Source organism: Mesorhizobium sp. M7A.F.Ca.ET.027.03.2.1, from assembly GCF_003999175.1.
In the GTDB taxonomy this organism is placed as follows: domain Bacteria; phylum Pseudomonadota; class Alphaproteobacteria; order Rhizobiales; family Rhizobiaceae; genus Mesorhizobium.
Genome location: NZ_RZOM01001186.1, coordinates 1 through 1,759 on the forward strand (window position 1 = coordinate 1; position 1,759 = coordinate 1,759).

At 64.8% G+C, this 1,759-nt stretch carries 2 protein-coding genes; both read left to right on the forward strand.

Features of this window, described 5'->3' with window-relative positions; all coding sequences use genetic code 11:
* The first annotated feature begins 146 nt into the window (after positions 1-146).
* Positions 147-815 carry a HemK/PrmC family methyltransferase gene (locus EN750_RS32760; RefSeq protein ID WP_245482880.1) on the forward strand — a complete coding sequence of 223 codons (669 nt, stop codon included), beginning with the start codon at positions 147-149 and terminating at the stop codon, positions 813-815.
* The coding region (locus EN750_RS32765) for a hypothetical protein (RefSeq protein ID WP_127399152.1) at positions 812-1,759 on the forward strand (948 nt) is incomplete at its 3' end. The genes EN750_RS32760 and EN750_RS32765, both read left to right, overlap by 4 nt.

Below are 1,759 nucleotides of genomic sequence, written 5' to 3' on the forward strand. Positions count from 1 at the left end.
AAGTATCGGCGGATATCTTTAGCAGCCGTTTACCGGAGCGCGATAGGTCATTGTGTATGCAATACCGTCGGATGACGTAAGGAACCGCCGTGCCGCACAGAGCAGCAGCCCTAGCCGGTCGTTCTACGCCCCGCCTGCATCGTTTCATGAGCGTGATGCTCGAACTGGCTCCGGGCGTTCTCGTGCCGCGTCAGGAAACAGAGTTGCTCGGACAGAGCGCGCTCGCGATTCTTCGCGATCGCGCGCCCGGCCCGATGGTGATCGACATGTGCTGCGGCTCCGGCAACCTTGCTCTGGCGATTGCGGCGGAAGTTCCGTCGGCCTGCGTCTGGGGGGTGGACGTGACTGACAGCACGGTCGCGCTCGCCCGTAGCAATGCCGAACGCTTGGCCCTTCAGGACCGGGTCACCATCCGGAAAGGGGATCTGTTCGGTGCGCTGGAGGGCGATGGGCTTATCGGCGCGGCGGACATGATTGTCTGCAATCCGCCCTATATCTCGACCGCGCGCCTCGAAGGCGAGAGCGCGCATCTGCTTGAGGGCGAGCCGCGCGAGGCCTTCGACGGGGGGCCTTACGGCATCTCGATCCACCAGCGGCTGATCCGGGACGCAATCGATTTCCTCAAGCCTGGTGGCTGGCTGCTGTTCGAGTTCGGGCAGGGGCAGGACCGCCAGGTGGCTGCCCTGATAGCCAGAGCCAAGGCCTATGAACCCGTGACATTCGCCAAGGACGAGGTCGGAATGCCGCGTGTCGCACTCCTCCGCAAGCTGGAGAACGGTGCGCCCGCGGTCTCATCCTCCGCAAATTTGGCATGAGCCAGATTCGTCCCCTGCAGGCTGCGGATATTCCGGCCGTCGTCGGGCTCTTTCAAAGAACCTTCCGGGACGGTGGAAAGCCGCCGCCTCCGGCGCTTGAGACTTATCTGCGCTGGCACTATCTTGAAGGCCCGGTCTGCGATCCGGAGATCGCGTCTCTCGTCCATATTGCGAGCGAAGGCGACATTTCAGGCTTTGTCGGCGTGAATGTACTGCCGATGAGGCATGGCCAGCGCAAGCTGCGCGCCGCCATCTGTGGTTCGCTCATGGTCGAAACGCGGGCGAACGACCCGATGGCCGGCGCAAGGCTGCTCAGGACATTCCTGGCCGGGCCGCAGGACATCTCCTTCAGCGAAACCGCAAATGCCCTCTCGACGCAAATGTGGACGAAACTGCGCGGGGTCGCCCTGCCGCAATACAGCCTGGACTGGATCCGGGTAATCCGGCCTTCGGCCTTCCTGCTCGATCTAGCCTCGCGGCGAGCCGGCGCCGTGCGCTTGCTTGACCCGCTCGCGCGCGGACTCGATCGCTATCTTCGCGGACGGATGCAGGAGAACGAGATGCGCTGGTCCGGGGTCCCGGAACTCTGGAATTGCAAGGGCGGCCTCAAGGTTGCCGAAATCGATCATGCCGGTTTTGCGGCTCTTTTGGACCCGTTGATGCGCCAGTTCCCGCTCCGACCCGACTGGAGCGCGGAGCAGCTTGCGCATATCCTCGCGGAGGCTTCCCAGAAGCCGGACTATGGCGAGGCTGTGTTCGCGTCCGTCTCCTCCCCCAGCGGGGCGCTGGTCGGCGCCTTCCTCTATCACACCCGCCCGGGCAGGATGGCGCGCGTGCTGCAGGTTCTGGCCCTGCCGGGGCAAGCTGGTTCCGTCATCGACTGCTTGATTGGCGATGCAGCGCGGCGCGGCGCCGCCGGCCTGCGCGGCCGGACGCAACCCGCC

Excerpts from the sequence above, each read along its gene's own strand:
- EN750_RS32760 (WP_245482880.1), top strand. The coding sequence starts at position 147 with ATGAGCGTGATGCTCGAACTGGCTCCGGGCGTTCTCGTGCCGCGTCAG.